Source organism: Bacteroidia bacterium (genome assembly GCA_033391075.1).
Lineage (GTDB): Bacteria > Bacteroidota > Bacteroidia > J057 > J057 > JAWPMV01.
The window spans coordinates 2,134,470-2,160,229 of sequence record JAWPMV010000001.1; the positions used below are offsets into that span (position 1 = coordinate 2,134,470).

At 41.1% G+C, this 25,760-nt stretch carries 26 protein-coding genes; all 26 read right to left on the bottom strand.

Annotation, left to right across the window (positions count from 1 at the left end; all coding sequences use genetic code 11):
- Window positions 1-120: 120 nt before the first annotated feature.
- The gene (locus R8P61_08690; protein MDW3647126.1) at window positions 121-1,032 is read right to left on the bottom strand and encodes an AraC family transcriptional regulator; all 912 of its coding nucleotides are present in this window, start codon (window positions 1,030-1,032) and stop codon (window positions 121-123) included.
- A 298-nt stretch (window positions 1,033-1,330) separates the two neighbouring features.
- A complete protein-coding gene (locus R8P61_08695; GenBank protein ID MDW3647127.1) occupies window positions 1,331-2,200 on the bottom strand; it encodes a DUF5694 domain-containing protein in 870 nt (289 codons plus the stop codon).
- 69 nt (window positions 2,201-2,269) lie between these two features.
- Entirely contained in the window at window positions 2,270-3,700 is a 1,431-nt protein-coding gene (locus tag R8P61_08700; GenBank protein MDW3647128.1) for a S41 family peptidase, read from the bottom strand.
- Window positions 3,701-3,923: 223 nt separating this feature from the next.
- A complete protein-coding gene (locus R8P61_08705) occupies window positions 3,924-4,886 on the bottom strand; it encodes an amidohydrolase family protein (GenBank protein ID MDW3647129.1) in 963 nt (320 codons plus the stop codon).
- A gap of 126 nt (window positions 4,887-5,012) precedes the next feature.
- Window positions 5,013-5,846: an alpha/beta hydrolase gene (locus R8P61_08710; GenBank protein ID MDW3647130.1), complete on the bottom strand. Its 834-nt coding sequence runs from the start codon at window positions 5,844-5,846 to the stop codon at window positions 5,013-5,015.
- 123 nt (window positions 5,847-5,969) lie between these two features.
- Complete coding sequence (locus tag R8P61_08715; GenBank protein ID MDW3647131.1) at window positions 5,970-6,380, bottom strand: nucleoside 2-deoxyribosyltransferase; 411 nt, start codon at window positions 6,378-6,380, stop codon at window positions 5,970-5,972.
- Window positions 6,373-6,912 carry an RDD family protein gene (locus R8P61_08720; protein MDW3647132.1) on the bottom strand — a complete coding sequence of 180 codons (540 nt, stop codon included), beginning with the start codon at window positions 6,910-6,912 and terminating at the stop codon, window positions 6,373-6,375. The genes R8P61_08715 and R8P61_08720 overlap by 8 nt, the downstream gene beginning before the upstream one ends.
- Before the next feature lie 4 nt (window positions 6,913-6,916).
- Window positions 6,917-7,693: a prolyl oligopeptidase family serine peptidase gene (locus R8P61_08725; protein ID MDW3647133.1), complete on the bottom strand. Its 777-nt coding sequence runs from the start codon at window positions 7,691-7,693 to the stop codon at window positions 6,917-6,919.
- A 200-nt stretch (window positions 7,694-7,893) separates the two neighbouring features.
- Window positions 7,894-8,304 carry a hypothetical protein gene (locus tag R8P61_08730; protein MDW3647134.1) on the bottom strand — a complete coding sequence of 137 codons (411 nt, stop codon included), beginning with the start codon at window positions 8,302-8,304 and terminating at the stop codon, window positions 7,894-7,896.
- A gap of 63 nt (window positions 8,305-8,367) precedes the next feature.
- The gene (locus R8P61_08735) at window positions 8,368-9,564 is read right to left on the bottom strand and encodes a hypothetical protein (GenBank protein MDW3647135.1); all 1,197 of its coding nucleotides are present in this window, start codon (window positions 9,562-9,564) and stop codon (window positions 8,368-8,370) included.
- A gap of 282 nt (window positions 9,565-9,846) precedes the next feature.
- On the bottom strand, window positions 9,847-10,644 hold the full coding sequence (locus tag R8P61_08740; protein MDW3647136.1) for a hypothetical protein: 798 nt from the start codon (window positions 10,642-10,644) through the stop codon (window positions 9,847-9,849).
- 35 nt (window positions 10,645-10,679) lie between these two features.
- On the bottom strand, window positions 10,680-11,129 hold the full coding sequence (locus R8P61_08745; protein ID MDW3647137.1) for a hypothetical protein: 450 nt from the start codon (window positions 11,127-11,129) through the stop codon (window positions 10,680-10,682).
- A 14-nt stretch (window positions 11,130-11,143) separates the two neighbouring features.
- Complete coding sequence (locus R8P61_08750) at window positions 11,144-12,202, bottom strand: hypothetical protein (GenBank protein ID MDW3647138.1); 1,059 nt, start codon at window positions 12,200-12,202, stop codon at window positions 11,144-11,146.
- Between the two features lie 32 nt (window positions 12,203-12,234).
- Window positions 12,235-13,143, bottom strand: a complete 909-nt coding sequence (locus R8P61_08755; GenBank protein MDW3647139.1) for an NAD(P)/FAD-dependent oxidoreductase — start codon at window positions 13,141-13,143, stop codon at window positions 12,235-12,237.
- 312 nt (window positions 13,144-13,455) lie between these two features.
- On the bottom strand, window positions 13,456-14,883 hold the full coding sequence (locus R8P61_08760) for a DASS family sodium-coupled anion symporter (GenBank protein ID MDW3647140.1): 1,428 nt from the start codon (window positions 14,881-14,883) through the stop codon (window positions 13,456-13,458).
- Window positions 14,884-14,905: 22 nt separating this feature from the next.
- Window positions 14,906-15,391 carry a hypothetical protein gene (locus tag R8P61_08765; GenBank protein ID MDW3647141.1) on the bottom strand — a complete coding sequence of 162 codons (486 nt, stop codon included), beginning with the start codon at window positions 15,389-15,391 and terminating at the stop codon, window positions 14,906-14,908.
- Between the two features lie 77 nt (window positions 15,392-15,468).
- The gene (locus tag R8P61_08770) at window positions 15,469-15,870 is read right to left on the bottom strand and encodes an OsmC family protein (protein MDW3647142.1); all 402 of its coding nucleotides are present in this window, start codon (window positions 15,868-15,870) and stop codon (window positions 15,469-15,471) included.
- Window positions 15,871-16,058: 188 nt separating this feature from the next.
- The gene (locus R8P61_08775; GenBank protein MDW3647143.1) at window positions 16,059-18,152 is read right to left on the bottom strand and encodes a DUF2306 domain-containing protein; all 2,094 of its coding nucleotides are present in this window, start codon (window positions 18,150-18,152) and stop codon (window positions 16,059-16,061) included.
- Window positions 18,153-18,295: 143 nt separating this feature from the next.
- Window positions 18,296-19,042: a LytTR family DNA-binding domain-containing protein gene (locus tag R8P61_08780; GenBank protein MDW3647144.1), complete on the bottom strand. Its 747-nt coding sequence runs from the start codon at window positions 19,040-19,042 to the stop codon at window positions 18,296-18,298.
- Between the two features lie 178 nt (window positions 19,043-19,220).
- Window positions 19,221-20,138: an ADP-ribosylglycohydrolase family protein gene (locus tag R8P61_08785; GenBank protein MDW3647145.1), complete on the bottom strand. Its 918-nt coding sequence runs from the start codon at window positions 20,136-20,138 to the stop codon at window positions 19,221-19,223.
- A 5-nt stretch (window positions 20,139-20,143) separates the two neighbouring features.
- On the bottom strand, window positions 20,144-20,770 hold the full coding sequence (locus tag R8P61_08790; GenBank protein MDW3647146.1) for a M23 family metallopeptidase: 627 nt from the start codon (window positions 20,768-20,770) through the stop codon (window positions 20,144-20,146).
- A gap of 167 nt (window positions 20,771-20,937) precedes the next feature.
- Window positions 20,938-22,401: a CotH kinase family protein gene (locus R8P61_08795; protein MDW3647147.1), complete on the bottom strand. Its 1,464-nt coding sequence runs from the start codon at window positions 22,399-22,401 to the stop codon at window positions 20,938-20,940.
- A gap of 121 nt (window positions 22,402-22,522) precedes the next feature.
- Window positions 22,523-23,161, bottom strand: a complete 639-nt coding sequence (locus R8P61_08800) for a YdeI/OmpD-associated family protein (protein ID MDW3647148.1) — start codon at window positions 23,159-23,161, stop codon at window positions 22,523-22,525.
- A 42-nt stretch (window positions 23,162-23,203) separates the two neighbouring features.
- Window positions 23,204-24,115, bottom strand: a complete 912-nt coding sequence (locus tag R8P61_08805; GenBank protein MDW3647149.1) for a DUF2911 domain-containing protein — start codon at window positions 24,113-24,115, stop codon at window positions 23,204-23,206.
- 265 nt (window positions 24,116-24,380) lie between these two features.
- Entirely contained in the window at window positions 24,381-24,782 is a 402-nt protein-coding gene (locus tag R8P61_08810) for a hypothetical protein (GenBank protein MDW3647150.1), read from the bottom strand.
- A gap of 103 nt (window positions 24,783-24,885) precedes the next feature.
- Window positions 24,886-25,728, bottom strand: coding sequence for an AraC family transcriptional regulator (locus R8P61_08815; protein ID MDW3647151.1), 843 nt, complete (start codon window positions 25,726-25,728; stop codon window positions 24,886-24,888).
- Between the last annotated feature and the right edge of the window lie 32 nt (window positions 25,729-25,760).

The following is a 25,760-nucleotide window of genomic DNA, read 5'->3' on the forward strand; positions in this document are numbered from 1 at the left end:
TTTTTATTTGATTGCTATAATTCAAAGCTCAAGCTTTTGAAGTGGGCAGGATAGCACAAATCAGGGAAGCTATAACACAAATCGCGGGAAATAGAGAAAAGTATGTTATTTCAAGAATTTCTAGTTGTTTGCCTGTCGGTATTCAAGGGGAGTCATCCCCATTTTTTTCTTGAATAGCCTGCCGAAATAATGGGGATAGTTGAATCCTAAAATATAGGCGATTCCACTAACCGAATCCTCAGAACTCAATAGAAGATCTTTGGCTTTATCGAGAAGAAAATCATTGATGTGATTTTTGGCTGATCTTCCGGTTTCTTTGGCGAGCAGATCACTCAGGTAGGATGGCGATAAATTGCATTGATCGGCCAGGTATTGGATGCTGGGTTGTCCGATCTCTGTCAGTTTATCCTCATGATAATATTGTTGTAGAAGACTTTCTACTTTGGCAACCACATCATGGTTTTGTGCGGCTCGGGTCAGGAATTGCCTTTCGTAGAAGCGGACAGAATAGTTGAGCATCAACTCGATATTTGATACCAAAACCTGTTGGCTGTGGTGATCTATCCGCTCATTGATCTCGTTTCGGATCATGTCTATGCAATTGATAAGAATTTCTTCTTCCTTGTCAGACAAATGCAGGGCTTCATGGATTTCATAATTAAAAAAGTTATAGCTATCCATTTTTCCGGCAAGGCTGGTGTTTCGAATCAGGTCCGGATGAAAATAGAGCAACCAGCCATTTACTTCCCCTAATTCCTGGGTTTTGGTGACCGTAAAGACTTGTTTAGGAGCGGAAAAGAGGAGCGCGCCTTCAGTGAAGTCCAAATGAGTTCTGCCATAATCCAGGCCGCAATTTGAATCCTTCAGCGCAATGCAATACAGATCTGAGCTAAAGCTCGTTCCAATATCTTCTTCTCTATGGACCAGTTTTGAGGTGTCTATGACCGTTATAAGGGGATGTGGAGGCTTGCCCAAATTCAAGGATTCATGGACATTTGCTATAGTCTTCTGTTTGATGAGTGGCTTGGCCATATTGTTGATTTTTACAAAAATCCGCTTTAATCATAAAAAGCTATAACACAAATCCCTGATTTTTCCTTTATGCGATATTAACTCAATTTCTATCCATTTTCCAGCAGGGCCTAGTGTCTGCCCAGGTTATATAGTTTACTACTGGAATGCCAGTTTCCAGCCTTTCACCTTTATAGCATTTTTTCAGGAAATTTCTCTTAAGAATATTTGCAGATCATTGATTTAACCATCCAAACTTAGTCAGACTCGGGTATTCATATTATTCCTTGTAGAGAGAATTGAAATGCAGAGGTAGCACTTACTTCAAGTATTTCCAACTGGACACTAAGTTGAAATCAGGCGTGGCCTCATACATTTGATCCAGGGCCCATTTGTGATTGTCTCCAACAATGATGAGCAGTCGATCTCCTGTTTTCGCAAGCTTTAATGTATTGGCGAGCATTCGCAGATTTCGCCTATACCATCTTCCCAACCAGTCCGGACCCACCCAATTCTTTTGGATACCTACACGCAATTCGAGCATATGCATACGCTGGGCATTGATCTTTTGTTTTTCCGGGGAATTCAGGATTGCGATATGATCTTTCGGACTTTGGTCTTTGAGGAATTTCTGATTGCTACTAAAATTGCTTTGTAATGGCTCCATAAATTTATCGTAGAAACCCGCATCCTGCTCTTCTGCATATTGTAAAAATAAGTCAAAAGAAAAAGGATCGTCCTCTGTGCTAAATTCTTCCAGTGATCCTATATGCTCGGTTTGATCGTCAAAAAGGTAGAGACTATCGTGTCCCATTTCTCGGGCAAGACGAAAGCCCAATTGATAGACCTCATTGTTTTTATCTGATAGATCTAAGGAATCTTTGAGATAGAGTTGATAGGCCTTGTTTACTTCTTCCATGCGATGGGGTTCCCATTCAAGGACTATTTTAGTTGCAGGATATGCCGTTAATTGTTCTACCAAAGCTTTGATACTTGCCTGCTCCTCTTCACCTAAAACCTCTCGCCCAAAATGAAAAGTCCCCAGAACCATTACCTCTGCAATAGCGAGAGAATCATAGTTTTTTAAAGAATGTGCTGCCTCCTCCAATGGGGTCATACTAACTTTTTGCTGAACTTCCTGGCAAGCGAAAGAGGATAAAAAAATAAATAGGAAGTGGATAGGCTTCATAGATAAGCTAATTGTGTGTGAATGTTAGGTAGACGAAATCGGCCGAAATAAAGATGCATAGTCTCCGCTCTACTCATTTTCCTTACTCATTTGACCAATTGCTTTTATAGCTTCGAGATGTCCTCGGAATACGTTTTCTTTCTTAAATACCTCCATCGGAATATCAACGGCCACTCCATTGGCTTCAAAGTATTCACCTGCAGGATTTAGGAGCTTTTGATTGGAAATCGTAACATAATAATCATGGATAGATTTCCCCAGCATACCCGAAAGAATGCCCAGACTGGGGGTACCGACTATTTGTACATTGGGAAGGGCATCCATCATCATGGCAAAGCCTTCTGCTGCACTTCTGCTGATGTCCGTGCTTAGGAGATACACATCTTTTGTATAGCGGGCCGTTTTTGAAGGATAAATTCGGACTTGATCTTCTGTATGATAGCTTCCATCATAAAAGACCTGAGAATCATAAGCTTTGTGTATTTCCTCTGTAAAAAATGAAGCAATTGTCAAGGCAGAGGCATCATAGCCTCCGAAATTGAAACTGATATCGATGATCATTGCTCTGGTATCCTGAAGAGAATCAATGATGATCTTCATGTGTTTTCGGATGGAGTCTATTTGCTGCATTCGGCTAAATTCCCTTCCCAAAAATCCTGCAAAAGAATGAATGTGTAGGTAGCCAATATTATCCTGCGTTTTTCCCCATTCCAATTTGCCATTCAAAACCTTCTTCCCTTTCCCCAGCAAAATAGAATCGGCTATGAGTCGGTAATTATTGCTGAAGAAATGATTGAAGTATTGATTCAACTCCTTTATTTCATTTTGTTCTTCGAATGTCTCTTGTACGATTAATGCGGAAGGCGTTACACGATACTGAAGGCTTTGACCTTCTGTATTTATGATTTTGGTGTGTTGATCTTTGCAAGCTGTTGCAATCGCACCCATGTATTGAAAGAGCTTGCTATCATCAGCCTTCAGACTGTCAGAATAGCTTGAAAAGAGTTTGTCCCAATCCAGCTCTCTTCTTTGCTGAAAGGCGTAATTTTCTTCCATAGTCTCTCGGTACAAGGCAAACTGGTCCTTGGGTGTTAATTGGACCATTTCAGAAAAAGTAAGGCAGGGACTAGGAAGGGACTCTATCCGAATGAAATCTTTTTTCGTCTGTAGGTTTTCAGTTCCTTCCCCATAATCCGTCAGGTAAAGTTGTAGGGTGTCATGGAGCAACCTGAAACTGCTTTGGGAGTTGAGCAGGCCTTCCAGGTAATCGTTTTTTTCTTTATAGCAGAAAGATTGCGTATAGCTGTAAAGGAGGAGACTATCTTCTCTTGCTTCCAGGAGATACCCATTGCCGATGGATTTCCACAAACCAAGAATTTCAGGGTTTGTCTTTCCCCGCTCTAGCATATAACAGCTAGCTAATGGCTGATAGCTAGATTGTTCTGAGTTTGTGCAAGCTGAGAAGAGGAAACATGCCAAAAGTAGTTTCGTGATATTCATGATGGATGGATTTTGTGGCAGAATCTTTATCTAAAGATCGGTCGAAATCCCATTTAGATGCATGAGGTCATCTAAGGTAAGCTGGCTTTCATTCCCATCTGCCAAATACTCTATCAAGACATCCTTTTATTCGGCCAAGTCTTCATTTTTTTCTGGCTATCCATCAATCGGAAATTTTTATGAGAAGGCTTGAATAAAGCCTTTTGTATCCTAACGGCCTTTCCTAAAGGGCCTTATGTTGGGCAATTTCTTCAGCTGAAAGTTCCAGGAAGCTAGCTGCATTATTATAAAAGATATCCTCCTTTTGTTCTAAACTCAGGAAGTCAGCAGAATTAACGGCTTCTATGGCTTCTTCGATTGTGCCTGGCCATTCCATTTGGTCTGAACCAAACATGATTCTTTTACCAAAACCAGCCTGAACCAATCCTTTCAAGAAGTGGTGAAATTCAGCTTTTGGTAAAGCCCAACTTATTACCCCTAGATCTACATAAACCTGGAGATGTGCATACATCAAGGCCTTCATATCCTCCAGATAGGGCCAGCCCGAATGCATAATGTAGATTTTCATGCTGGGCCGTTTCAGTAATATTTCTTCCAGAGCCAGAGGTTTTACCTGATTAGCTCTTGTCTTGGGATAGGCAAAATAGGCTCCTCCCGGAGGCCCTCCTGGATACATATGGTAAGCAATGGGAATTTGCAGTTCTTCTGCCAGGTCAAAATAGGGCCTTATTCCTTCATCCGTTGGTAGGAGCCCTTGATAATTGGGAGCTACCTCTCCGATAATATCCAATTGGCCCTTAGCGTGTATTTCTCTAAGTTCCTCAATGGGAAAACTTTGCCCTTTTCCACTCAAAATCAAATCGGGAGCAGCTTCTTTCCAATCTTCAGCATACTGTGAAACAAAGGCTTTGACAATCTTGTGCTTTTCAAAGATAGCAAAGCATTCTTCTTTATGTGCTTCGAGAGAAGCAGAGGCTTTATAAGACTTTCCGGTTAGAGGATTGGGAGGCATATCCTGGCCAAATAAAGGGCTGGGATTCTTAAAAGCATGCAAATGCATATCAATAATAGGCCCTGCATAGTTTTTTGATTCTGTGTCCTGCTTTTCCTGTTCAGCACTTAGGCTACAAGAACTCAAAATACTGCCAAACAAGATGCAAAGAATTAGAATAGCGTGTGTGCGCATGAATTTCATGTTTAAGGCTAAATCTCAGACTGTCAATTAAGTACAGAGATAGTTAAGATCAGGATTTTTTATTCAATAATAAAATCCTTTCCTATACCCTTACGAAATTCAAACTGGATTTACATTTCAGAATGATGCCTGGCTGTCGAGAATTTTGAATAGGATAGCATTCAGTTTTTCCGGCTGATCAATGGCAATAAAGTGGCCACATTTTTCAATATAGTGTCGGGGAACTTCCGGATTTTCTTCACTTAGCTTCTTGATGTGCGCATAGCAGAGAGGGTCTTGAGCAGCTATGATTAAATGCTTTTCAGCTTCGAGCTTTTTGAATTTGTGAGACAGGCCACTTACCTCATTTTTCTTTCTGTTTCCCAATGGCTCAGTGAGGGTTCTTCGTTTGATCGCGCTTTCTACCTGGAGAAAAGGAGCACAAATTTCATCAATCTTTTCCTTTAAGCCGGATCTCCCACTTTTTGTATTGGTTTTGAGTACCTGACGTATGCCAAAAGGACTCACAAAAATATCTCTGAGTAGGGGAGTATGCAGGATAAATTCACTGCTTGCATCCAGGGGAGTCTTCATGGGATAAACAACTGTATTGAGCAGGATGAGCCGTTTTACTTTTTCCGGGTTTTCATCTGCCCATAAAATAGCTGCAGGACCTCCAATATCATGTGCTACCAAATTGATCTTTTCTTCTGGGGCCAGAATTTCGGCCATCAATTGACTCAGGATTTCCTTTTTGTGGGTAAAGGTATATTGATAATCACTGGGTTTGTCGGAGTTTCCAAAACCTGGCCAGTCTATCCGTATGCATTGGTAGTTATCTTTTAAAGCGACTACCTGATCGCTCCAAAGCTGTGCATTTGTGGGCCAACCATGTAAAAAGAGTATAGATTCTCCCTTACCTTCCACATAGTATGTGAGCCTATGGCCCTTGAAATTAAGTGTGTGTGCCATAGCTTTATGTACGGAAAATTTGCAAGAAGGCTGACTTAAATTCCAAACATTTCAATTCCTGTAAAAATATTTAGAGTAGATTTGCTTTCTCTTTTATTTATGCCTGAATCTCTTCCCATTTTTCTAAGACCTAAACAGGAAATCTAATTGTTGCTTAAGGTCTTTTGGATTTTGATAGACAATCTGATACGTTGAGCTGCCTGCTACTGTAGTAGAAGGTTCACTTAATTCCTGCCTCAGATATAATACAGGAATTCCTTTTGCGTGAGCATAACCCACTTCAACTCCTACTCCTATAGCTTTTTTGCTTAATTCGGCGATTAATAGATCAGATCGGTCAATTTCCCGAAAGGCTGTTTGCATCATTTCCTTCTCCTGCTCCTTGCTAAAGTGGTAATGGTCCACAAAAATAAAAACCTCTATTCCTGTTTCCTTCAGGATAGATTGAATATGCCCTAGTTCTTCTTCCAACTTTGGTCGGTTTGAAAGACTAATGGCTAGATATGCTCTTTTTATAGAAAGAAAATTATTCATAGAAATGAACATGTGTATTGAGCCATTTATCATACAAACTTTGCTGCTTTTGATTCAGGCTAATACTCAGAAAATAGACCAGGAATAAAAGGATACCTAAAATGGATAGGATTCTGATTTGAGGATCCTCCGCAAAATACATGGGTTCAGGGAATATGATTCCTAGATGAGCTATTTCCCAGGGGAGTAGTTTCAGGAGGGTTCTTGATAAAGCTTTAGCAAAACTGAGTTTCTTACCATTTTCTAGCTGAGTTACTGCCAATTTCATCCATTTTTTTCCCAGGCTCCCTTTTTTAGTTGAACTGTCTTGAAATGCAAAGTAAAGCCAAACAGGAAGGGAAATACTCAAGAGAACATATATTTCCATATTCCAGGCATCTTGAAACCAGTCTTTATCTATGCCTATATATCCTCTAATTTTGACCAGAATAAGTTGCTGGATAAATAGCATGACTATGGCGAATGCGATAATGCAATCTATCCAATAGGCCAGACTTCGTTTCAGTAAGTAAACTAGTTTTGATTTATCCATGAGTTTATTTCAGCTGATCAAGAATAAAATCCAGTAGCTGTTGAGGGTCTTTCAGGGAGTGTGGGTGGTGGCCGACCCCTTCTTTTAGAATAAGCACAATATTTCCTCCTGCAGCCCGAATACGTTTAGCCAGCAAAGCAGTGTTTTCTTCATAGGGAACAACTTTGTCAGCCAGTCCGCAAACATGAATCAAGGGGATCTTCGCTTTGACAATAGGTGAATAATTATCAATGGGATTTCCTCTGAAGTCCTTTACGGTATTTTCATCCAATCCATAAGCCTGCAGACATTTCTCCCACTCTGCTTGACTACCTGGACCCTCATACAAACCTCCTGGCCAACTCTTGATATCACAAACCGGAGCATCTGCATAAATACAAGCGACTCTTTTCCGATTCCTGGCAGCCCAATTGTATACAATCAAGCCTCCTCGACTCATTCCTTCCAGTACAACTTTCTTTTTGAGTTTATATTTTTTCCGGATAAAGCGGTAAAAGTCATTCCAGAGCTGAACGGCTTCCTCATTACCAAAAAGACCAGCGACATCTACATAAACAAGATGAAAGCCTTTATCCAGGAGCGCTTTGTCCAATTGAGGCTCATGGCCCCAAAAGCGGGCTCTCCAAATCCATTGCCCATTCATTTCCGTCTTTGGGGAAACAACTTTGGCTTCATGGCCCTTGAAATCAAATTCTTCGACCTCATATTCCGAGAAAGTCTGGGCTTGTATAGCAAAATGAGACAGGAAGAAGAGCATGCTGAGGAGGAGTTTTACGGGCATGAGAAATAGAGGATTGATTGTTCAGTAGTCAAGGAGATTGCTTAGCTGTAGAATCCGGTTCACAATGAGCGCTTTGTTACGGGTGTATTCTTATTATTATCTTACCCATTTCTAAAATAGGTATAATAAAAAACAAGGACCAAGCCTTGGAGAATTGAAATTAGTCTCTGCACCATGCTATTTTAAGCTAGAGCATCTACTCAAATATTTTTCGCCTGTGAAAGCCGTTTTATGATCTTTCGTTTTCGTCTTTCCGTAAACAATTTCACCCAGTAGGTCAGGATGATGTCATAGCCTCCAGAAGCTGTTTTTTCTTCAGGGCTTAGGATCGTAATTCCTGTAGCAACTCTGGAATTTTTCTCATTCCAGCTTCGAATGTGATCGAAATATTCTGTTTTGCTTCCTTCACGGCTCGCGGCGCTTCCCGTAATAAAGAGGACTTTCTTCCCTTTAAGTTCATATCCCCCTAAATCTTCCTGCAGGTATTGCTGCAAATAGTTGGCTTCCTCTCTATTCAAATAAGCAGACTTGTCCATACCACAAGCATCCAGGCTTTGGGAAAAACCTATTGTACTAAAGATCAATAAGAGAGAGAAAAGTATGTATTTCATGTTGAGCATTTAAGCTGGGTCCCTTTTGTAGAGATACCGATGAATTTAGATGGATAAGCAGCTTCAATAATGGGTAAAATACTCCTGATATGCTCCTGCTCTCAGTTTTTTATTAAATGCATTCCCCAGCTTACGAATGATTTCTATACTTCCCTTTTCATCTTCATCCAATAAGGAGGTCGAAAGATATACGGTATTTACATTGTCAAGAAAACTTATCTCAATTCTATTATCTCCTAATTTTAAGTCGTATTCTTCTTTTTCGCCGTAATAAGATTTTACGAAAGTTGAATCGTCGAGAGTGAGGTAGTCTTTGCAAAAGTCGGCAAACACTCCCAGAAATTCATATGTAACCGGTGAGAGAGAATATGCATCTGAACTACTAAAATCTCCTTCCCAATAGGGTAGTTTGTCCCAGTGCCTTTTTTCCAAATTTAAATTGCGATCGCTTTCTTCCTTCCATTCGAAATAGGTGGTTAGCCAATTTGCGGGAGGATGGTGCGGTTCATGGAGCCGAGTTTCATTTCTGTCGAAAGGGAGCAGTTTTGCTTCCCTTTTTGGGTAATTATAAACCAGAAGGGCATATTGATAAAAACCTCTGTATTTGCTGCTCATAAAAACCAATTGTTCTTTGTCAGGAGAAGAACCTATTAGTCTTCCCGGAGAAAACTCATCTATATACAAGGCATTTTGATCAAAGGGAGTGATACTTAAATCCCCAAGTGCCAGAACAAATTTTTTATTGATTAGAAGTCTTGTACCTCCGCTTAGCTCCCAATCTTTATCTGTATCATCCGATGCATAAATTTCCTGCTTCTCGCTGGGGTGCCCATCTTCACTGTCTATCCATTGCCAGCTGGCAAAATCTGATTTTTCTTCTTCTATGGTTTGCAAATGGTAGCCATTATTATCAGCTGTAAGCAAATAAACGCTTCTATTCCCCACTAATAAAGCCGGTTTGGGGGTTCCAGGGAGAGGGTGGACTTTCCAGATACCTGCCAAACCTGATTGGGATTCCCGTCCGTCCGGGAAGGGTATCAATTGCTCATTATAATAAATCTGATAATGGGTTCGGGAATCATCGGTTCTTCTTGCGGTATTAATATCGAATCGACTTTTGTAAACATGGGTCCTTTTAATGGTAAAAGGTGGGTACTCAATACTTTCGCTTTTGTTGCGACCTATACAGCCAAATAGCTGAAGAATTCCAGAAAAAATCATAAGGTAAAAGAGTGCCTTTGGGGGTGTCTTAGGTTTCATAGCTCATTCCAATCAGATCATTTAATATGTGAAAAAAATGGCAAATGTCCTTTTGCGGATAGTTATTCTTTCCTCAGGACCGAAGGATGGATTGAGCCAATCGTCCTGGTTTATGTGGCAGTGAATGCCGGAAGTATGGGTGAGAATGTGTTTGAGTCTGATTCGGGATCGGCTATGAGTTGGGTCTCTTCCCGTTAAACAATTTTCTCTTTGCAGGAGAAAACAGATAAAAGGAGACAGATAGGGAGTAGTTTTATTAGATAATTCATATCGAAATCTTTATCAGGATTCACTTTCCGGATTGGCTTCTCTTTTCCGCCATTTTAGTTGATCGAAAAACAAGCTTCCAATTTCTTCATTTTCTAATGCTTTCTTCCACAAGAGCTGAAATTCTTCCTTTGTCGCTTTGTGATAGAAAGGTAAGCCTTCCTTTTTTATTTGAGCAATGATGTCCTGGGCTTCCTCTTGCCATTCCTCCGGATATCGGGATACATATTTAGGTAAATAAGTAGCAAGCATATAGCTAACTAGAAAATTGCGGCTTTTCTGGAATTCTCGCATGAGAATATTAAGGATCTTATAAATTTCTTCTTCCTGGCCGATTGCTCTCTCCCGAACGTACTTTTCATAGGATTTTTCATCCTCTATGGCAAAAGACCAGTATAGATGAAAGTTCCAGTACAAAGAATCTATGGCCTTTATCTTTCTATAAAGATCCTTCCCTTTGATCAACTTGATGATATCCTCCATAAAGGCCTGGGGGCCTTTCATTTGTTTTGAAATGATGAAAAACAATCGATTGAAACTTGGATCCCGGTGGCGAATTCCTGCATCGAAAACAGGCTCGTAAAGCTCATGAGGAATCTCTTCTTTATAGAGTTTGAGGAAGTCCATCACAAAGTACTTTTTGCTACTATCTTCATCCTGCTTGAGGATAGAAATCATATCCTGGATCTTATTCCGACTTAAAGGGCTGTGAGCATCTACCAATTGCTGAAATTCCGATACATCCCTTTGGTAAAAGGGATCGAAGGTGCAATTGAGCTTTTTATATGCCAGGTAGAGTTTTTCCAGATTCATAGAAATAGATCTTTTCTCGATTTGGCAATAAATGACTAGACCCGAGCAATTATTATTTTTAAACTGCTAGCCAATTTTGCTTTCAAAACCTTTATCTCATGTTCACTGAGCATTCGTTCTATGTCCCAAACCTCCAGATAATATTTCCCAAATGCACAGGGAAATTCCCATAGCAGTTCGTTTAGGTTGATGAGTTTCTTGCAACAAGGAGAAGGATAATCCAAGTTTACGAAGTCTTCTTTATAAGAACTATCGACTGTCTCAGCAAACCATTCGATCTCCAAAACGGATGAACATAAAGGACAAGAGGGTTCTGATATGTTGTGTCCCTGGTCTATGAAGATGATCTTTTCTGATATTCTTTCTTCGATCTGTTTGCCTTTTCTGAACCTTGTTTTGAGGTAGTTTAAGGCACTTGATCTTGCATTCTCGGGCGGAATAAAGAGGGGGTTGGAAGGGGTAATTCTGAGAATAGAGGTAGACATGTTTTCAGATGGTTTTAAGCAGATACAATTTCGATAATTTCAATCTTCTTTCCTTCCTTTTCCCTACAAAACTTTTTACTTCCAGGGATTCTTCTCTCAAGGTACATTTCTGCTTCATGAGCTAAAGTTTTGCCTGAATCGATATCCAAGACATAAGTGCCTTTTGCAAGAGAACTTATGAGCAGTCGCTGTTTGAAAAAGTAGAGCCTGCAATCCGGACTAGCTCCCTGGTATTCATTTCTGGAGAAGCCTTCAAAGGAAATCTTTTTCTCGGCTGTAAACTGATGAATATTATAAAGGATAATATGGCCTGCATTCGTCTTATATCCCTCTTCCACTGATTCTTTTTTATCGAATCCTTCTTCTCTGGGATCGTATAGATATGCAATTCTGCTATCATCCACCCAACACAAAGCACGATCCCAATAATAACTCATGATACAAAGATTGGCTGGACTGCCAAGTTCTGACTGATTTTTGTTTTCCCTTAGCCAGGGATTTAATTCTATAAATCTGAGATAGGATGCCGGACCCCAAAGCCAGCCGCTACTAAGCAAGCTTTTGCCTTTGGGGCAAAGATGAAGCTCACCGTAAAAGTAATCCAGGTAATGGGGCTGTTCGTATTGGGTATTATTCCTTTCTGTAAGCAAGCGTCGTGAGTCCAGCTCTGTTATATCTATTTTGTTCCAATCTGTTGCATGAATGAGATATTGCTTGCCTTCTTTTTCGAAAAAAAGGAGGGGAAATCCTGAATGCTCGACCTGATAGTCCTGTCGATTGAGTTCCATTACTTTTAGAGAAGTGGCAAGATCCAGAACAAGGCCGTACTGACCGTAGGTATTGCTTATGCTTAGGTATTGCTCATTGGGGGAAAGCTGGACTTGAATTTCTTTTTTCCAATCGATTTTTGAATCGGGGATTTCCCATCTTTCAATTGGCACTGCATTTTTAAACAGGATAAGGGAAGCTTGTTTTGTGATGCCATATATAATTCCTTCCTTTTTAGCTGAAAAAAGGAAGGATAGGAGATCTTCTTCTATAGCAAGAATAAGTTGTGTTTTCGTGAATTTCATGATTGTGCGTTGAATGCTTCGGTCTTGTATTTTTAGGTAAATTCTGTTTCGACCAGGACTTTATTCAGGTAGGCTCCTGCAAAATTTCCACTGGCCACTGCCTGGGCAACTGAGCGAAGGGGAGTTGAATTGTCACCACAGGCGAAAATACCTTCTACGCTGCTTTCCTGAAATTCGTTCACTTTTATGTGCCCATGCTCTGTCAGTTCACAGCCTAAAATTTCTACCAGCTTTGATTGGCGAAAAGGAATACTGGCATAAACTGCATCGAAAGTCTGCCTTGTCCCATCAGCAAAAAGTACTTCCTTTAGGTATCCATGTTTATGTTTGATCTCAAGTATTCCTTTTTCCAGCAGTTCTATTTGATGCTTCTCAAGAATTTGTGATTGTTCTGGAGAAAAGCTGCTTTTTCCATTTGGCAGGATACTGACTTGATCGGTGAGATTACGGATGAGGGAGACCATATGAAAAGCTTTGTCTCCATTGCTCATGAGGCCTGTTTTTTTGCCTCTGAATTCGTAGCCATGGCAATAAGGGCAATGGATAACTGAAATCCCCCAACAGGCCGAAAAGCCTTTGATTTCCGGTATGAGGTCTTGAATTCCTGTTGCCAGGATCAACTTTTTTCCGATATAGCTATCTCCATTCCCCAACTTCACTTCAAAGCCAGCATCGATTTTTTCCCCTTCCTGAACCAGACCCTCGATGAGTTGAACATCTGGATAAGCAAGTACTTGTTCTTTGGAGACAGCGCTTATTTCTGATGGAGTTTTGCCATCCTGAGTGAGAAAGTTATGAGAATGAGGTGTTTGCTGATTACAAGGCTTTCCACTATCAATCAATAAAGTCTTTCGCAGAGACCTCCCTAAAGCCATAGCGGCAGAAAGTCCTGCATAACTGCCTCCTATAATGATGACTTCGTATTTTTCTGTAGTGCTCATGATAAATGTCTTAGGTGATTGTTCAGGGGTAAAATTAGTAATAAATCCCCCAAATGCAACATTGTTGCATTTGGGGGATTTAAGACTTTCTGAGAATGGAAGAGGGGAGAAGAATCTTATTGGCTCAAGCTCAAGCTTTGGAAATCACCGGCTTTCTCCGGTTAAATTTATCTTCCTTGATGCACTGCACAAGAAATTCTCGCTTTACTTGTGGTTTTCATAATGTGCTTATTTAACGGTAAAAACTTCTTGGATTAATGCAGTAGGAATCAGAAATACAATGCAGAAAATCGAATTCAGAGATTTAATATTTTACCACCATCCGAGAACTTTCCACCACATCATCCCTATCCCCAACCAGATACCAATATGTACCAGAGAAATCAGAAAGCCGATCCTGAACCACCTTTGTGAACTTTCATATCCCAGGCCATAGTATATGATGACAGGTCCGGAGGAATAATTGGTCATACATCCACATAGACAAGAGAAATAGGCAAAAAGAGGAATGGCAAGCATAGGCTCAGCACCAGCAGCCAAACATACCGCAAAAAAAGGAGCAACCATAGCAGCTATATGCCCACTCAGCATGGAGAAAGCATACATGGAATAAAAATAGATAAGACTGAGCAGGATTAATATAGAAATGCCGGAATACGCACTTACCAACAATTGGGATTGATCGACGAACCATTGGATGAAGCCATACTGACTAAGCATGCTGGCCATGGTTAATAAGCCTCCCAGCCAGAAAAGGGTATCCCAGGCTTTTTCGTTGCGAATGACATCTTCCCAGCTCTGGGTATTGCTCAATAACAAGATGGCCACTCCCATCCAGGCAATTAAGGTCGTAGAAAGCCCATGCAAAAACTGAGTTCCCCAAAGCAGCAGCAATCCCATCAACACAAACATCATGATTCTTTCTTTCCTTTGCATTGGACCTTTTTCTGCCAATTGCTTTTCCGCGCTTTCCTGGGCTTTTTGACTCTCATCTACAGCAGGAGGCGCAAAGTAATAAATCAACAAAGGCAAAAGCAGTAAGGAAACTATGCCGGGAACGATGCTTCCCAGCAACCAGGTCCCCCAGCCAAAATCCTTTCCGAAAACATCCTTAGCAGCTTTGGATACCAGGGGATTGGCTGCCATGCCGGTCATGTACATAGAAGCTGCGATCAGGTTGGCATGGCTTCCCACAAGACTCAGGTAACGCCCGGCTAATATGGGTTTAGTACTTCCATCTTCTATGGAGTGAGCCAAAGAATCCACAATGGGAGCATGGATGCCTCCGCCCCGAGCAGTGTTGGAAGGGATGACTGAGGCCAACAAAAATTCAGAGCCACAAATTGCATAGGCAATTCCTTTCATGGATTTGCCGAGTTTGCTGACCAGAAACAAAGCGATTCGATTCCCAAAACCTGTTTTCAGTACTGCATCGGCGACCATGAATGCTGCAATCACCAGCCAGACTGTAGTATCTGAAAAACCGGAAAGGGATTCTTTCAAACTAATCGTTTCTGTTCCCACCAAAACGAGCAGTCCCATTAGCACTGACATTCCCAGGGGATAAGGCCTGAGGATGAAGCTCATAATAACGGCTATGAATATTGAGAAAATATGCCAGGCTTTAGCTTCCAATTCTACATAGCTATCCATTCCCCAAAGACCTGCTCCCACAAGTATGCAGAGCAAAAGTTTTACTCCATTGGATAGCTGGGGAGTTGAGGAAGTCTCTTGGTTCACCTGGGATATGCTAATCTAGGGCTTAGGGTTTGGCTTGAAATTGAAGGGCAACCATTTTAGTTCCTTCGAAAAGAGGTGCATCCGGCACATTGATACCATCTCCAAAATCAAAGACCTTGTTTTGATTGACGTCCCAATGAAGCATCAGGATGTAGTTTTCTTGTGGAACGGGTATGTCTTCAACCGTTATGGAAACATTTTTATTCTTCCCATGCTTCACATAGGTTGCTCCTACATAAACGGTTCCATGAGGCTTACCATCCTTAAAGGGGTGCATGACCAACCATCCATTTCCTTCAATGACAATTTCTTTGAAGGTAAAGGTCGATCCTTCCTGTGTAAAGCCATCAGAAATGATATAGCTGTTTTCCCCATTGCCCATAGTAATCTGATCTCTGGGAGGAATTTTGGGTTCTTTGGGGGTATATTTTAAGCCAGGATTGCATCCACTCAGGAAGAAGCTAGCTATGATGAGTAGCTTTGCAGATAATAGTAGTCGGTAGTTCATGTATGCTAAATATTAGAATTCCTAATAGAGCTAATATAGGTCTTCTTTAGGAGCTTTTGAAAAGCTTGAAAGAGGCTTTAGCCCAATACCTGTACCTCGGCACCTTTTAGCAAGGTATTTACAGAGAGACAGCCTTTTTCTGCAATGCGTATAAGTTTGGGAAATTCGGCTTCATCGCTGCAGGAAGTATAGGAAACTCTTAGTTCTATGCGGCTAAAGCTTTTGCGAGCATCTTCGCTTAAGTCGGCTTGTATCCCGACCGATAATCCTTCAATTTCTATCGATCTGGCTTGAGCTGCAGCGAATAGATTACTGCAAAAACAACCGCCTACACCTATCAATAAATATTGACCTCCCATTAGTCCTTGTCCGCCTCCCCCTTTTGATTCTGGACGGTCAACAATGATGGAAAATTGATCATGCTCCAGTTTCATGGAAGTGGAGGCGTGTTGGGTTAATTGAAGGGATACGCTGGCCATGGGATTAAATTTGAAAGTATAGGAAATGAGAATATAATTAAACAGAAGGAAGAAGAAACAAAAAATGAAGAAGGATAGCTTTTTTTGTAATTCGAGCGTAGCAAAATCCTGAGTAAAATAAAACATAAAAAAGAAATGCCTATACGAAAGATTGATTTCGCATAGGCATTAGCTAGTTTTTAGGCTTTTTAAATTCCGACTGCTTTCAGGCGAATAAGTGCTTGCTCAGTTACCTTATTATTAGGATGAAATGTTAAGGATTTTTCGTAGGCAGCTATTGCTTCCTTTGTTCTACCCAATTTTTCCAAACAGCTCCCGTAATAATCCAGGCTACGATGGGTGTAAAAGCCCTGGATATATAGTTCAAGGTTTAACTCAAAAAACTTGATGGCATCCTCACATTTCCCATCTTCCGTCAGTTGGAGTCCATATTCATTGATCAAGCGCTCTGAAATGGCGTATTCTGAGTCTCCTTGATATTCCTCTCGAATAAAGGAAATGATTTCATCGGATGACTTTTCTTCTGCCAGGCTAGCAATACTTTTTCTATTGAGCATGAGATTTCTCAATATCCACCAATAGCGCCAGGAAGGAGTTGAGCTGCGCTCCGAAATACCTGCATAGCCGAGAAAGTCCAGGGTCGTTTTATGGGCAATTACAATTTTCTTTTTGGGAATAACGGTGATGTACTGCCCTCCGAACCCACTGGCTGTATAGGCTCCTTCAAAATCCGGATTGTCATACATGCGTTCAAACAGCCACCACATATACCCATAGGATTCCTGCAAAGGGCTGGAAGGATCTCTTCTATAGCGAGCAGAAACAGTATCTGCAGGAGTTACTGTCTGAGTAATTTTCTTGATCCATGCTTTGGGGATGAGCTGTTTCCCTTCCCAATTGCCTTCCTGTAGCATCAACTGACCTATTTTTGCCATGTCTCGGGTAGAAAGGTGCATATGATAAGCCGAATAGCGAGACTTTTTCTCATTGACGGTTCTTTTCTGGTTTCTGATATTCCAGTCCTGAAAGCCCAAAGGAATGGCCAATTGTTCTTCCAGTTCTTCATAAACACTTTTTCCCGTTTGCTGCTCCAGGATATATCCTGCTGCATTGAAATCCCAATTGTTGTAGAGGTAATATTCCCCTGCTTTTACACTTCCTCTTGTCTTCACATTATCCGTATCATAGCCTCCATTTGCTGGAAGATGAAATACCCCTGAACGAGCCGTGATGAGATGATCTACACGTGCTTCTTTTTCAATATCCAGCAAACCATCATCCTCATCCAAACCCAGTTCTCCAATGGTCTTTTGTAAATCGATGGTCCCATTTTTTACATGCTTTCCATAGAGCATGGCGAGGATACTTTTTCGGCAGGAAGCCAGGTAACTGATTTCGCTTACATCCCCATATTCATAAACCACCTTCCCATCTTCCAATACAAGCATGCTGGTAGTCTCCGCTTCCTTTTTCAGGTAGGTATCAATTTCGTCCAGTTTTTCCTGACTAAAAGTGGATTTGTCCAAAGTTTTCGCATACTCAAAAGCAGTCCCTTTATAAGCAGGCTTTTTGTAAAACCAGGTCTGGGGACTCATGCAGGAAATCATGGCCGAAAGACCTCCGAAAGCAAGCAAGCCGATCATAACTCTTTTTATGTGAAACCGATGGTAAAATGAGATAAGCTCTTCCTTTTTGTGAATGATGAGGTAGGCGACCAGCATATTCGGCAACCAACTTAGCCAGGCGACGATTTGATAAGCTTCTATGAAATTCCCATAAATGAGGATAAGAATAGGCAACCATAGTCTTAAGGTAACAGCTCCGAAAGTACCTGCATAGCTATAGATCATCAATTGTCTGTGGGCTTCGACTTTAGCTTTTTTGATCTTCAGAAAAGACATAAAGGTGATGATGGTCCAGAGAACTGCTCCAATAGAAAATCCCAGTTGAGGAGACAGTCCACCCGATGCATAAAAAGCAATGTATAATCCAAAGGGACCACTGATCAGAACCGAAGCCACATAGAGTTTCCCGATATTACGGTGAAGCTTCTTATACTTGTTTCGTAACTTCTTACTGAACTGAAGCCAACCCACGAGCAGGGCTATTCCTCCAAAGCCAATATGAGCAAAAAAGGAAAGCTTATAGAAATGACTGCTTAATAATTCGGCAGATTTGGAGAGCCACAGTAAAATGGGTTCATCTGCGAAAAAATAAGGGACGGGATAGAAACTGAAGAAGACACAGAGACTCCCAAAAATGATCCAGGCAATTTTTTTCATGTGAATTTCTTTTTGATTGATGGAGGCAAAATACTCGCTCTGATCAGCAAAAAAATATACATGGGGGAATAAGGTATGAAGGCCCTCTTTTTAGGTGAATTTATGGGGAGTAGGTACGAAAAGGGCCTTTTTAGGGATAAAAATTAGAGGCTTAGGAGGCGATCTTTGTAGTTTTTCGAGACGGGGAGCTCGATTTGAGTAAGGGAAACGGTACTGGAATCTACCCAGGATTTGAAGTGCTCAGGATTGATGAGATGAGAGCGATGAATTTGTATGAGAAAAGGAAATTCCGCCTGCAGCTTTTTGAGGGAAGTCCTAATGAGTTTGGTTTTTAAGTCTTCCTGTTCCAGAAAATATATCTCCACATAGTTCTGAGCATTGGAAATGCAGATCAATTCGGATTGCTTTATTTTCAGGAAGTCTAGTTTGTTTTCTCCTTTGAGGATGATGTGTTCTTTTTCTTCCTCATTGGGAATGAGCTTTAGGATATAAAGCCTGGCAATAAAAATCAGGGGGGTAATAATGAGGAAGAGATTAAAGATGATTTCAATCAAAAATTCATCGAAATCATAGATCCCTTTTATCAAGCTACTTCTGTAAAGGTAAAAGGTAGAGATGCTGTAGAAGATGAAAAAGGCAACATAGACTCCGGTTTCGAGGTAGCCATTCCAGGACTTGATCCTGGTATAAACCAGGTTTTGAATCCATGCGGTAAAGATGTAGCAAAGAAAGGCCAGGAAGCTAAATCCCACGCTCACATTGATCCAGATTTGCTGATTCATTTGCCCATGTTCATAGGGACGGGTAAACCAGGCAAACAAAAATCCCCAAACCCCCAGCAAGAGACCAATCAGGAGATGAAGTTTAAAGGATGGATTCAATTTGTTCATGGATGAGTCTCGGATGAAAAATCAGTCTTTTTTCCTGTATCGCCTGGGATTTATCTTCGACTAAGATAAAAATTTTTCTGCATCAAGGAATCTGAGAATTTGGATGCATTAAAGACAGTTCCTTAGGGAAAAGGATGGAAACAAATCCCATTTTTTCAAGGAAAACTTGATGGGCCTATCAGTTTTGCATTTGTCCTTTCCAGGAGGAAAGGCCTGCTTGTATTTCTGCGTAGCCATCCAATGATTTAATCTGTGTTAACATCTGCGGAGGTAAGTTGCTCAGACCTAAGGCTGAACCAGCTAGCTGACCCATGATGGAAGCATTCGTATCTGTATCTCCTCCGGTATCAATGATTTCAAGAATTGCTTGTTCAAAGCCTATTTTCTGAGACTTCACAAAAGCAAATAATGCCAGGGGTACTGATTCAACTACATAACCGCTGCTTCCAAACTCGGCGGCAAGGGTAGAAATTGTGGTAGTAGGACTTATTTCTGAAAATGTCAGGATTTTATCCCGGACAAGACTGTCTGGAAGTTGCCTGCTAATTTCCTTTAGAAAATTATCGAAGCTATCGAGGGTATTTTTCAGGATGCTTTGAATACCTAGAACTATCGCCAGACTTCCTACATAGGCTTCCTCATTGTGATGGGTAATTCTGCTAATATCCCTGACCAACTGTCGATCCACTTCTTTCATCCCAAAAGCCAGGGGGGCAATCCGCATAGCACTTCCATTTCCAGCAGCTTGTTCGCCTTTCTTCCCAACCAGGTACCAATGGCCGCCGTTTCGAATTCCCTGAATGGCTTGTAGGGTCGCAGAACCCAATCCTCTCAGTTTTCCTGTTTCGTAGAAGTAAACAAACTTATTCGCTATAGCTTCCGGATCAATCTTGCCTGATTCTAATATGGCTGCCAGCGTGGCAAGGGTTAATTGGGTATCATCGCTGAAAAAATATCTTCTTTCTTCTTTTTGTTCTCCCCAAACAAAGAGGTTTTCTGAAGGCTTAAGTTTTTCGGCAAATTCAAACTGCCCTCCATAGGCATCTCCAATCGCGCCTCCGAGTATACATCCTGCGAATTGATCATAATTTCTCATCTTAACTAAGGAATGAGGCGATGTTTCTCGATGAATTTTGTAGGATCAAGATAGCCCTTTGTATCTGAACTATATCCTCCTCCAATCGGCATATCAAGGGAATCTCTAATCTCCAAATGTAAATGAGCCAGGTAGGCTCCGTGGGCATTACCTATGGTTGCAATTTTTTCGCCCATCTTCACGGCCTGGTTTTCCTTTACCAAAATCGTATCACAATGGGCATAGATGGATTCTACAAATTTCGCTTCTCCTCCTTCTAGTAAATGGACCAATCGTACCACATTTCCCCAACCGCCTCCAAGATCCTTTGCAAATACCACATATCCATGTGAGATGGCATAGATAGGATCACCTAAATCAGAATCTCCTCCGGTTACAGCATTCCAGTCATCTCCCAGATGATTGTTATCCTGAAAACCCTGAGCATTGTAATAGCCTTTTGCATCTGGCTTGCCCACCGGATAATCGAAAGCGATTGATTTGAATTGGGGATGTTGATGGAAGAATTCTATCAGACTGGAATCCGATTCTTCCCTTTGTTCTGCTTGTGAATCCACCGATTGGGAAGGCGAATTTTCTTTACAGAAAACTAGCACAGGGAAGAGCAGAAGAAGTCGTAAAAGTGTTTTCATGATTCAAAGAAAATGGATATAGCGATCCAGGTATTCCTGTAATAAACGCATTCCAGCCTTCAGAGTTTATCAGGATCAAGCTGAAAATGAAAATTGAGCTGATAATGCCTGATCTGATCCTGCTGTATATTCAAGCTGGCTAATTTTCGAAAAGCTCCCACGAACTCTTAAAAACTCCCGATCTCCATATCCATCCAATTGGTTCTGAATTCGATGTATTCTCTGAGACCTGTGATGCTGTTGTCATAATCCACATCCAGGCCTGCATCCCAGATAGCGTAATTGCGTCCGATTGCACCATTATCCTTTAGCAAGTTGGCCGTTTCCTCTATGCTATTTAGTAAGTTGGTATTGGAAAAAGAACCTGCACGGAGTTCCTGCCAACGACTTTTAACCAAAGCTTTGAACTGAGGATCCTCCATCAAGCGTGGCCACCAAAAAGGCACCATCCAGGCATCCTGATTCACGTAGGTATTGTATTCATACACCCATCCATCCCAGGGCACACGATCTCCAGTCCCATAGCCAATGTTTAGGTCCCAGATGGGTCCCATGGCCAATTTGCCCCCTCGATCTTTTTGAAGATAGGTACTCAAGCGGTAGGCATCTATATTTCGGGTGAGTTCAGTGAGCAAGAGGTACTCCACAAAAGTATTTAACTCAATGTAATCCGTATAGGTCCTTTCACTGCTGGAAAAGTCATCGGTCAATAAGGCTTTTTCGAAATCATGAATATAGCCTGAGATGTATTCTTTTTGTTCCTGGCTAATATTTTCAGCTTTGGGATATTCGTAGAGGAAATAGGTCTCCAGGTATTGATTGGAATGGTAGGGGCCGTCATAAGGGTCGAAAGTGATGGAATCCCCATTGATGTCAAAGCTGGAGCGGAAGCTGTTTTGTGCCGTGTAGCGAGCATCATCATCCCAATTGGAGAGGTAGTATTCCAGGGGTTGTCCGAGGGTTTGATCGCCACCAGATGTTTTATCAATCTTCAGGATATATCCGCCTGTCTGATCGATATCCATAGGGTCCTGTTTTGAAACATCAATCCGGTCTCCATCTCGTTTCAGTTTTTCAGCAAAAACATAAACGCCCTGGTATTCTCCATTGAGTTCGAGTTCCACAAATTGGGTACGACTGGCATATCGCCCAATACTTCTGGACCAGGTATAGCCGATATAATGATACATAAGACTTCGGTCGAAAATGTAGCCCCCCTGTTCATTGACTACATGCCCCAATAGAACCCAATCTTCTTCTTCCGGCATACCAAAAAAACTGACATTCACATCGTTTCCAGCTTCGTCCCAGCTCTCTATGCCGTAAGACTTTTTATCGGATATTCGAAAAGAAGTCGAACCCCTAAATTCGATGCCGATAGTTTGTGTCTGGAGTTTATCTCCCTCAATATAGATGGATAATTTTGCAGGCACTTTGGGTTCATTCACTATACTTGTACCCTCCGTATCAATGACCACATAAGGAAGTTTACTCTCACCGATTTCAACTGCGGGGGTAAATCCATCGGAAAAACCTGATCCAGGTGGCTCTGGCTCTGGTTCTTCTTCGCATGCTGGGAGGATGAAAAAAATACTTATCAGGAGGGAGAGGACTACTTGATGCTTGAACATGTATGGCTTCTTATTAGCTTGGGTAAATCTGGGTATATGTTCTGTAGGTAAAGATATATTTGTTTCGGATAAATTTCATCCCAAAATTATCTCCTGAAATTAATGGTAAAGGAGAATGCACTCATTTTTTAGCGGAACGGTATTTATCATGTAATCCAATTCCATTGAGGATCATGGGTACACATTTTTCAATGCGTGAGATTCGGGTTTTGGATTGTTTGGCCTGGGAAATGTGGAGGATATAGCCTCTTTGGCGTCCGGGACTAAGGTCTTCAAAGGCTGCTTTCAAAACGGCATCTTCTTCAAGAATGGACAGAAGTTCCTCGGGCATGGGTTCAGGATTGGACTTAAAGCTAACTTTCAGTCCCGCTTTTTCAATTTCAATTGCTTCAAAAATGCAGGCTTTGAGGTAATCTTTAATTGCCTCTATTTCATTTAGCTGTTTAAATCTGAATAGTCGGACGGCTTGAGAATTTTTACCCGGCTTCTCCAGAAGCTTCTTTTCATCTGACAATAAGGAACCCTTGAAAAAACTCAGGCAACAAGAGTCTTTGAAGGCAGCTATCATCAATACATTTTTGCCTTGAAAGGTATAGCATGCTGCTCCCCATTTTCTCTCTTCTGTCAATCCACAATCCAGTACTATTTGCCTTAAGTAAGTAAGTTCCCGTGGCCAATTATGAACCTTACAATCTTCTGTGCCGCCAAGGGGACATCGACCACAGCCTTCCTGGAAATATAGGTCTACTTCGGGATTCATTTTTTAATCGGATATTCTAAACCAAAAGATACAGAATCCTTCTTACTTCTCCTTCCAAAGTTGATAGCTAGTATCGATGCCTTCAGACTCATTCTTTTTGTTATAGAATTCTCCTTGGCTTAAATTTTTAAGCTTTTCAACATAAGCCAAAGCATCTGCATACTTTTCCTCATGGGCAAGGATTTGAGCTTTTATCCAATATAAATGCCCTTCTACATAGCTTCTGGGATAAAATTGTTCGTTCCACTCCTCGTTCGCAAGCATGATCTTTTCTGCTTTGTCTATCCAAATTCTCGCCTTGGGAAGTTCTTCTTCTATTTCGACCAGATGTTCTGCGCCTTGTAAATAGGGAATCCACTTGATATAATCCGGCTGTTTCTCTGCTCGGGATTCAATTTCCTGTTCGAATGCCGCTAAATAATTTGTCTCAAAGGCTACTTCGATTTCCATGAATTCCCAGGCAAGGAGGATACTTCCAAATTTGAATCCCGTTTGACTAATAGTGTAGCTCAGGAATTCTGTTTTGAAAGGAGATGTACGTCCCCTTATCTCTAATCGTAAGGCATCTTCTGCAGGATCATAAGAGAACGCGCCCCATTGTCGGGAAACTTTATTTAAAATGGCGGTCCAACTGTCATTCTCCCGAGGAATCAGAAAGAAGGCATAGCTACCACTGTCCAGCTTGGTCCCATTGATGATGACTGGAGAACCAAAACGAATGCTGGTGGCATAATTAGCTCCCGCTCTCCAAACTTCTCCATAAGGAACCAGGCCTCCCCATATTTGTCTATCCTTGACGGCTGGACTTCCATATCTGATCTCGACTTCTGTATAGCCGATCTTTTGATAGATCATTTTATCCGGACTCTGCCTGGGGATGATGCCGATTTGGTATTGGGCGAATAGGGTTTGTATAGAAAGGCTGAGAAGGAGGGGAAGGTATGTTTTTTTCATGTTGAAATCTGGCTAGTAGCAATCCTTGGCTAGTAGATTGTTCGAGTTATTTGTTAGGATAAAATGTTAGGTAAATTTCCATAAGACTTTCTCCTTATCCTCTCATCCAAATGTGTCCATCTTAATCTGTGAGAATTTGAAAGTAAGGCCCATCATTTTGAAAGGCAACTTCCCAACAGAGCCCCAGCTTTTTTGCCTGCCTTCTTAAATAGAAATAGCCTCATCATTTTTACGATGAGGCTAATCCTATGTTTAGGCAAATGCCTTATTCTCTCAATTGAAAAAGCATATCCGAAATCTCTATTTCCGGAGGCCCTTGAAGCTCATATGCTACAGGAATGGTCTTGGCGAGTTCTGTGCCTTTAAAGGCCATCATCGATTCTTTGGAATCCCAAATATAAATGCCTGCATAAGCTCCTTCTCCGCCTCTACGAACGTAAAACTTTTGAACCAGGCCTGGGATGGCTCGGAATTTTTCAGCACGTGTTTGCGCTCGGTCAATTAATTCATTTTCGGCCAGGGGAGATTGGATTTTAATTATTTGTACGATCATTTCTTTATTTTTTGAAGTTTTGTCAGGGGTCCCGTAAAAGTTAGCTGCTCCCAATAGAAGTGGGACTATGGCTGACAGAATAATAAGTTGAAAAACAGATGATTTTACTTTCATGACATTGATGGTTAATGGTTTGTTATTGTATCAACATCACAAAGAAAGGAAGAAGCGAGACTCGAGCTGTTACGCTAATCGTTCAATAAGTTTAGCTAGTGGTTCAACTTTGCAACTGATAAGCTTTTGGAGGAATTCCGAAATGTTTTTTGAACTCATTGCTAAAGGAAGAGAGGTTTTCATACCCTAGTTCAAAGTAAATTTCTGAGGGCCTTTTGTTGACCTTTAAGAGCTGCTTTGCCTTATTCATTCTTTCTGCAATCAAATACTTTTTAGGAGAAGTTTTATAGAGCTCTTTGAATCTTCTTTTGAAAGTGGAAAGGCTCATATTGCAAAGAAAGGCCAATTCTACCGTATTCAGGTTTTTGAATTTATGGCTCTGAACTACTTGCGAAAGGGAAAAATGTTTCTCCTTGGCAATAGAAAGAGCCAAAAAGCCTTTGGTTTTCTGTGGATACTTTTCCAGTAAATACAGAAGTAGTTCTTCCATTTTTGCCAGACGAAAATGCTTCTTGGAGAAATTCTCTTCCAACAATTTCATCGAACGTTGAAAGTTAAGTAGATATTCGTCCTTTGGGAAGGTGATGATTGCAGATTGATCTATGGGTAAATCGGTCAATTCCACATTAAATTTCGCCAGAAACTCGCTCAAGTATGCATTAGAGAAAAACAAAAGCAAACTTTCAAATTCCTTCTTCAAAGTCACTCGCTCATTCATAAGCATATTGCCCGAAGGGACCAGACCGATTTGTTCATCGTTCATGGAAAATCGCTCACGATCATTGATGATCTCTTTCACGCCTTTTAGCATGAAGCAGAACATATTTTGGGTATAGTGAAGTTTGAGTTTTATTTGATCGGGACCTTTTTCTCTTAAATAGAAGAAAATGTTTAGGTCATCAATATCCTCTCCTAATAGGGCGTTAGGTATTTGTAAACCATTCATGTAAAGTATTGCTAAAAGGTACGTTTTCGGAA